The sequence below is a fragment of the Shewanella sp. N2AIL genome, assembly GCF_022690845.1.
Classification (GTDB): Bacteria; Pseudomonadota; Gammaproteobacteria; order Enterobacterales; family Shewanellaceae; genus Shewanella; species Shewanella baltica.
The window spans coordinates 121,189-129,411 of record NZ_JALBYT010000012.1 but is presented as its reverse complement, the minus strand read 5'-3'; the positions used below and the strand labels follow the sequence as shown (position 1 = coordinate 129,411).

General features: G+C 45.7%; 7 protein-coding genes. 6 read left to right on the top strand and 1 reads right to left on the bottom strand.

Annotation, left to right across the window (positions count from 1 at the left end; translation table 11 throughout):
* Window positions 1-221: 221 nt before the first annotated feature.
* A complete protein-coding gene (gene fkpA / locus MO387_RS09525) occupies window positions 222-995 on the bottom strand; it encodes an FKBP-type peptidyl-prolyl cis-trans isomerase (RefSeq protein WP_107948895.1) in 774 nt (257 codons plus the stop codon).
* 154 nt (window positions 996-1,149) lie between these two features.
* Here fkpA and MO387_RS09520 point away from each other — a divergent pair, with 154 nt between their 5' ends.
* The 6 genes from MO387_RS09520 to pepN all read left to right on the top strand — a co-directional run bounded on the left by MO387_RS09520 (window position 1,150) and on the right by pepN (window position 7,904).
* The gene (locus MO387_RS09520; protein ID WP_006080411.1) at window positions 1,150-2,100 is read left to right on the top strand and encodes a hypothetical protein; all 951 of its coding nucleotides are present in this window, start codon (window positions 1,150-1,152) and stop codon (window positions 2,098-2,100) included.
* 9 nt (window positions 2,101-2,109) lie between these two features.
* Window positions 2,110-2,322 (top strand): SlyX family protein, encoded by a 213-nt coding sequence (locus tag MO387_RS09515; protein WP_006080410.1) that lies wholly within the window; start codon window positions 2,110-2,112, stop codon window positions 2,320-2,322.
* Between the two features lie 64 nt (window positions 2,323-2,386).
* A complete protein-coding gene (def, locus tag MO387_RS09510; protein ID WP_107948896.1) occupies window positions 2,387-2,950 on the top strand; it encodes a peptide deformylase in 564 nt (187 codons plus the stop codon).
* Window positions 2,950-4,353, top strand: coding sequence for a hypothetical protein (locus tag MO387_RS09505; RefSeq protein ID WP_107948897.1), 1,404 nt, complete (start codon window positions 2,950-2,952; stop codon window positions 4,351-4,353). Before def ends, MO387_RS09505 begins: the two co-directional genes overlap by 1 nt.
* A 69-nt stretch (window positions 4,354-4,422) precedes the next feature.
* On the top strand, window positions 4,423-5,016 hold the full coding sequence (lpoB, locus tag MO387_RS09500) for a penicillin-binding protein activator LpoB (protein WP_006080406.1): 594 nt from the start codon (window positions 4,423-4,425) through the stop codon (window positions 5,014-5,016).
* 254 nt (window positions 5,017-5,270) lie between these two features.
* The gene (gene pepN / locus MO387_RS09495) at window positions 5,271-7,904 is read left to right on the top strand and encodes an aminopeptidase N (protein ID WP_107950300.1); all 2,634 of its coding nucleotides are present in this window, start codon (window positions 5,271-5,273) and stop codon (window positions 7,902-7,904) included.
* Window positions 7,905-8,223: the final 319 nt, after the last annotated feature.

Below are 8,223 nucleotides of genomic sequence, written 5' to 3'. Positions count from 1 at the left end.
CACGAGTACCAGTTGGGAGAGGCGCCACCTCAAGTCACAGGACTCACAGTGGACCAGCAGATCATTCTCGACGTGTTAGGCGAACGGTATCGGCAAATTTATTCCTAAATCAGGTGCGGAAAGTCGGTTAAAACAATAATGTGATTTTTACAGACAAAAAAATACCGCCCATTTAGGAGCGGTATTTCACTTACTGCGTATTAAACGCGGCAGTTAATTCATTACTTTTTAGCTGCTGGTTCAGCGGCTGGCGTTGCAGACGCTTTCTCAACTGATTTCAATTCAACTTCAAAAACCAGTGTGGAATTTGGTGGAATAGTACCAGTGTCACGCTCGCCGTAGGCTAAGTTTGCAGGAATAACAAACTTGTACTTAGCGCCAACAGGCATTAATTGCACGCCTTCAGTCCAACCTGGGATCACGCGGTTCAGTGGGAACTTAGCCGTTTGACCACGTTTGTATGAACTGTCGAACTCAGTACCGTCGATTAACGTACCCACATAATCCACTTCTACAGTGTCTTCTGCGGCAGGTTTTTCGCCAGTACCTGGTGTTAATACTTCATATTGTAAGCCAGACTCAGTTGTCACTACGCCAGACTTAACCTTGTTTTCTTCAAGGAATTTTTTACCGTCTTCGATGTTCTTAGCAGAAATCGCAGTCGCTTGTTCCTGACGTTTATCGTTTAACTTTTTATCTAGACCTTGAAGAATGGTTTGCATTTCTTCTTCGGTTAATTTTAATTGGTCATTCAGACCATTAGTGAAACCAGTGACAATCAGAGTGCGATCAACTGGTAGGCCTAATTCTTCTTGCTCTTTGATATGGCCAGACATGTAACGACCGATTGAAGCGCCTACACTGTAAGCTTCTTTTTGAGCTTCTGTCGTTAATTCAACACTTGTACTCGCAGCAGCTGCTTTTTCTTCTTGATTACAAGCAGATAGGCCAATAACAGCCAATGCAACTAACGATAATTTATAAATCGATTTCATTAAAGCTTCCTCAGCATCCTCAAGCGGTTACAATAACCTAAGCGAGACAACTTTATACTAGTTATCTCGGTTATACCAACTAGATTCTTTATGGGTTAACAGTGATTAATGTCACTTGATCAAGTCTAAAGACAGCAACTTAGGGAGCAAGTTCATGAAGAAAAATCTACTGCTGGTAATTTGCACAATTTTTCTGACAGCTTGCCATCCTAAAGCGGAAGACATTAGCGTTCTCACCACGGAAGCTAGCTATAGCGCGAGTCTATCGAGCAATGGACAATTCGCCTTAGTCGCCACCCAAAGTAGTGGAGTCCAATGCTGGGATCTCAGCACCCATACACTTAAATACCAATGGATACATGGCGATATCAATACTGGCGTCACAGGTACGGCGATTTCGCCCAACGGACTATTTGCTGCGTCGTTAAGCCGAGATTCAGTTGCCATGTGGAGAATAGCCGACGGAAAATCCCTAGGATGGTGGTCTTTGCCTTCATCCGGTGAAAGCGTGGCGGTAGCCGATAATGGCGCACTACTCATTGGTTTAAATGATGGTTCAGTTATGTCGCTCAATGCTGCCCAAAGTGCCTTAATCAAATTTCTGGGACATAAAGATCGCGTCAATAGCGTGGCCCTCTCCGCGGATGGTCGATTAGCATTAACGGGTTCGAATGATATGCAGGCGATTCTTTGGCAGGCGCAAACGGGTCAGCCGCTTCATACTTGGACCTTAGGCAGCCGTATCACTAAAGTGGCGCTTAACGACAGTGGCACACTAAGTTTTACCAATGGCAGCACAAATGAAGCCAAAATTTGGGATAACACTAGCGGTAAGCTGTTAAATCAGTTAGATATTACCCGTCGGCAGATGAACTTTTCTGCTGTGAGGTTTATCAAACAAGACAGCCAGATATTAACGGGAACGCCGGCGCGGGAAGTCATATTGTGGCAACGCGACTCGGGTAAGGAAATCGAAAAATGGCAGGTTGCACTCACTAAAAACAGCCAAAATCGAGGAGCCGTTGTATACTCTGTGGCAATTCGAGATACCAATAAAGTCGTTAGTATCAGTAGCCAAGGCTTAGTTGAGACTTGGCAGCAATAGAGGTTAGTCATGCAAGGCGTACAAGCACAAATTGAAGATCTAGAAACCAAATTGGCTTTTCAAGAGCTAACAGTCGAAGAGTTAAACCAAGAAGTGATCAAATTAAATCGACTTGTGGCTCACCAACAGCACCAAATTCACATGTTAATTGGTAAGTTACAAGACATGGAACCGAGTAATATGGCGACTCAGGCTGAAGAAACGCCGCCGCCACATTACTAATACTGACGCTTTAAAATAAGACTTTGATTCAAAGACGGTTACCGCAAAATATCCAGGGAATGCGATGTTTAAACATTTGATGCCAAAACAAACCCCGCCTTTATTACCCATAGCGTTAGTGGGTGAAGCTATCCTAGGGCAGACTGCAATTGCAGTGCATCATTTCGATGCCGAGCTCGCGCACCTTGCAGAGCAAATGTCTGCCAGCATGGAAGCCGCCAAAGGCGTTGGCGTTGGCATCGCGGCGCCACAGGTTCACAGTCCCTTAGCTTTATTTATTATGGCTTCTCGACCTAATGAACGTTATCCCGACGCACCCAATATGGCGCCTGTAGTCGTGGTTAATCCACAAATCATTCATGCATCGAGTGACTTAGTCGGCGGCGAAGAAGGTTGCCTGTCCGTTCCTGGCCAAAGATTTAACATACTAAGACATCAAGCCATTGAAGTGCGCTACCAGAATTTACAAGGCGAGTGGCAACAGGCCGAATTAACAGACTTTATTGCGCGGATTTTTCAACACGAATTTGATCACCTGCAAGGGATCACCTTACTCGAGCGCTCACGTATGCCTGAACAGGCTCAGTCGATTTCAGCCAAGTCCATCGAACAAGGTGAAGCGCAATAATGAAACTGTCTTTGGTTACACCTTTATCTCGCGCTTTTATTGCACCCGCTTTGGTAATGGGGTTGGTGTTAAGTTTATCGGGCTGCGCCTACAACAGTATTTTTATTAATTACCCTTCACAGATTGAACCGCTCAAACAAGAGTTGAATAGTGCAACACCCTTGGCCGATATCGACAAACTTGCCAGTAATATCAATGGCAACGATGGCCTGCTCTATGCTCAAGAAGCGGGCCGTATTGCTCAAGTCGCCGGCGATTTTGCGGCCAGTAAAAAGTACTACCAACAAGCGGTCGATGCTTACACCGCCTTTGATGATAAGGCCAAAGTCAGCGTCAGTGATATTAGTGCCACAGCCAGCAGCTTAGTGTTAAACGACAATGCGATTCCGTACCGAGGGCCTGGGTATGAACGCATCATGCTGCACCAATACCAAGCGCTGAATTATTTATTTAGTGGCGATTACCAAGGCGCTTTAGTCGAAGTTCGTCGCAGTAACGAGTTACAAAGCAGCGAGCAAGAGCGCTATCAAAAATCGCAAAAGTCGGTGCAAGCCATGGCAAACGGGACTATCGATGCCGAGGTCAACAAGCTAGGCCAAGCCGCAGGCACTGTGACGAGTTCTTTCTTAAACGCTTACAGCTATTACACCACTGGCGTATTACATGAAGTGCTGGGTGAGCCGAACGATGCCTATATCGATTATCGTAAAGCGGCACAAATCACCCCAGGCAACACCTATTTACAGCAAGATCTGGTGCGTCTCGCCAAGCAACTCGGCATGCCGCAATATGATGAGTTTAAACGTCGTTGGGGCGATGCTAAATTACCTAATCCCAAAGATGGCCAAGTGATTTTGATGGTCGAGCGCGGCTTTGTGCCCGCCAAGCAAGCCCTTACCGTGCCTTTTACTATCCATGGCAATTGGCAAACCGTGTCGCTAGCCACTTACATGCCAAACAATACTTTTGTGCCAGAGACGCAAGTGCAAGGTTTAGGTACAGTGCTGAAAACTGAACCTATTGCCAATATCGATGCCTTAGCCATCACAGCACTCAAGGAAGATCTGCCCGCAACCTTGGTTCGCCAAGTCGCAAGGGTTTATGCCAAATCTGAGATGGCCTATCAGGTTGGAAAGAGTGGCAGCCCCGGAAACAATGCCGCCGATATTGGCAGCATAGCGATGCAGATTTTTAACGTAGTAACAGAGCAAGCGGATCGTCGTAGTTGGCTGACGCTGCCTAAACAAGCACAGATCGGGCGGCGTTATTTGAGTGCGGGTGAATACACTTTGCAGTTAGATAAAGCGCCACCGGCAAAAATTGACGTTGCAGCAGGCAAAACCACCTTAGTCTGGGCAATTGATACTGGTAATTACACCCGAATTTATTCAATAATCATTTAGCCTAGCGGTTGTGGTATTTGAATAAGACGTGTGTCATTAAGTTTATACAATCACAAAATGGAACTGACTATGAAACAATTTAAACTGATTTTTGTGCTGGCTGCCGTTATGGGTCTGGCTGCATGTCAATCTAAAGTCGAATATGGCGATGCCACCGAAGTTGAAACCGTCAATGAGAATTTTGGCTCAACGGATCTACAAGCTATTGCAGCCAAGATGGTGGATAGCATGATGACTTTCCCTCCTATCGTTGCCATGACAGCCAATAGCCGTCCGATTTTATTTGTCGACAGCATCAAGAACAAAACCTCAGAGCACATTGATACTGAGTCTGTTACTGACTCTATCAGCAACAAACTATTGCGCTCAGGCAAGTTCCGTTTTATCGACATGACTAAAGTAGATTCAGTCCGTAAGCAATTGGATTACCAAAACAACACTGGCATGGTTGATCCATCAACCGCCATCAAGTTTGGTCGTCAAATCGGCGCGCAATACATGTTATACGGCAATTTATCTAGCATAGTTAAGCAAGACGGTAGCACTAAAGACGTGTACTACAAGATGACAATGCGTTTAATGGATTTAGAAACAGGCCTGATCGAATGGTCTGATGAAAAAGAAATCCGTAAGATGAAGTCTAAGTCTTTCTTAGGCATGTAATTGTCTATTGGCGCTTACTACCACCAAACAGAAATCCTAAGAAGCCAGCTTAAACGCTGGCTTTTTTTTACATTTTTAACATTGGTTATCCAAGGTAAATAAGGTAGTGTACTCGGCCAAAATACACTGCAATGATGCTGCTTCAAATCGGCGTTGGCGCGGGGGATCATTTGCCACTCAGGCAACCCCAAACTCCCGATATTGAAAGTAAATATCCAAGCAGAAAACAAAACAAATTGTTGAAGGATTTAGTTGTGAACTTGTTTAAAGCCAGTTTTGTTGCCCTTGCCTGCGGCGCATTGATGTCGTGTGCCACCCAAAGCACTCTTAATACGGGCCCACGTGACGCCAGTGCTTACATTAGCCAGTATCAGGCCGCGCTGCGCTCGCAGATCATTTCTGATGTTCGCTATGAACTGGATTTTCAGCTCACAGGGGAAGCCGAGTTTTCCGCCACCTCTAAAGTGACCTTTCAATTAAGTGAAATACCAAAACAACTGAGCTTAGATTTAAACAAGGCACAGATAAAACGCTTTATCATCAACGGTACCGCCGTATATCCAAACTATAATGGCGCTTACATTAGCTTAAATACGCGTCTGCTGACCTCGGGTGAAAACACGGTTGAAGTGCAGTTTACCCGCCCTCACAGCACCAACGGCGAAGGTTTGCACCGTTTTAAAGATCCGGTCGATGGCAAGGTCTATCTCTATTCGCATTTTGAACCCGCCGCCGCGCAGCAAATGTTTGCCGTATTCGACCAACCGGATATCAAAGCCAACTATCAGATTACGGTCACAGCGCCCAAAGATTGGCAAGTGATTAGCACTATGCGTGAAAGCCAAATCACTCCAGCGGGCGCTTACAATCGTTGGACCTTCCCTGATACGCCAAAACTCAGTCCGTATAACTTTTCTATGCATGCGGGCCCTTACCACATGTGGCAGGACAACTCGGGCCGCTATCCGATGCGCCTGTTCGCCCGTGAATCTGTGGCGAATCAAGTCACACCGCAGGATTGGTTTAACTATACCAAACAAGGGTTAACCTTCTTCGATAACTACTTTGGCATTCCATATCCCTTTAAGAAATATGATCAAATTCTGGTGCCTGATTTCCTCTATGGCGCCATGGAAAATGCGGGTGCTGTGACCTTTGCCGAGGATCATTTCCTTTATAAAGCAGCCATGACGGCAGATCAAAAACAAAGCCTAGCCGGCGTGATCATGCATGAAATGGCGCATCAATGGTTTGGCGATCTCGTGACCATGAAATGGTGGAATGGCCTGTGGCTCAATGAAAGCTTTGCCTCCTTTATGGGCACGCTTGCGACTCAGGAGGCGACCGAATTCACCAATGCTTGGCGCACTTTTTACGCTAAAGGCAAACAAAGAGCTTATGAGCAGGACAGCTTAGTCACTACGCATCCGATTGAAGTGCCAGTGGCAACAACCCAAAACGCCTTCGACAATATCGATGCGATCACTTATCAAAAAGGCGCATCGACACTGAAACAACTGCGCCACTTGCTGGGCGACATGGTGTTTCGCCGTGGAGTCAGCAATTATTTAAAACAATATAGTTATCAAAATGCCGAGTTAGATGATTTTATCAATAGCCTAGGCAAAGCCGCGGGTCGTGATTTAAGCGCATGGACTCAAGAATGGCTCTACAGCGCGGGCGTTAACACCATCAAGGCGGAATATCGCTGTGAAGGTAACCGTATCAGCGACTTTAGCCTGCTTCAGCTTCCAGCAAGCGCTGAGCTGCCAACATTACGCGAACAAAAAGTCCAAGTGGCCCTCTTTACCCAAGGCCGCTTCGATTTGCGTCATGACGTCACTGTGACTGTCACTTACAAGGGTGAGCGTACCGAAGTCAAACAACTGATTGGTGAGCGCTGCCCAGACTTAGTCTACCCAAACTTTGATGATTGGGGCTTTGTGAAAGTCGAGCTCGATGACAAATCCTTTAACACCGCAAAACAGCAGTTGAGTAATGTGTCAGATCCACTGCTGCGCTCTATGCTGTGGCAAAGTCTGTGGGACAGCGTTCGTGAAGGTAAATTGAGCTTAGATCAATACCTAAGCACAGTGTTTGTTAACGCGCCTGCTGAGACGGACTACACGATTGTTGGTCAGATCATCGATAGCATGTTGCGCTCGAAGCAGTATCTCGCACAGATCGCACCTATTCAGCAAAACTACGCTGAGAATGCAATCAAAGGCTTAAGCCAGATGAGCCTTAGAAAAGCGATGGAAAGCAAAGGCGATAATGACTTCCAACGTATTTGGTTCGATGCGTATGTCAGTTTAGCCAGCGACAGAGATTCACTGCGCCATTTAGCGCAACTCGTTGACGGTGAGACAAAAATTAAGGGATTAACCTTAGATCAAGATTTACGCTGGGCGATCATCACCCAGCTCAATCGCTATGATTTCCCTAACGCGCAGCAACGTTTAACCAAAGAAGCGGCCAAGGATAATTCGGACTCAGGCGAAAAAGCTGCGCTTGCGGCGCAAGTGATCCGCCCAGAAGCGGCGGACAAACGTCGCTGGTTAAGCAAGGTTCATCAAGACAGCCTGCCTTTCTCCAAGCAACGGATCATTATGGAAAATCTTTATCCTGCGGAGCAGAAACTATTGAGCGCGGCTACGGCGGAAGAACGTCTGGCGAGCTTGAGGGATATGGATAAAAAAGGCCCTGTGTTTATGCGTAACTACGCTCACAACTTGATTCCTACTGATTGTAACTACACTAGCATAGCGGCATTGGATAAAGTGCTTGATAGCCAAACTGGATTATCGAATCTCACCCGCCGCAATCTATTAGAAACCCGTCAAATGGAACAGCGCTGTGTACTGATCAAAAATAAAATGACCCAATGAGATTAAGGCCATTTTAGAATTAACAAGGAGCTTCTAGGAGCTCCTTTTTTATGTGACGTAATAAATGAAGCCTAAGCACGAAGCAGAACAACAAGACTCCCCACAGAAACTTAGCCTTCAAATAAACAGGTTGGCATTCTGAATAATCAATTAATAAAACTCGTAAAACGGTAACATATTTAATTATATCGTTAGCGAGAACGAGTATATTTTAACGGTCTACTGACGATAAAGAATGATATTTATCATTTGTAGAATATTATTCATCCACCTCAATTCAATCTTCTCAGTTTTATCGAGTAACCATTAATAAAGAATG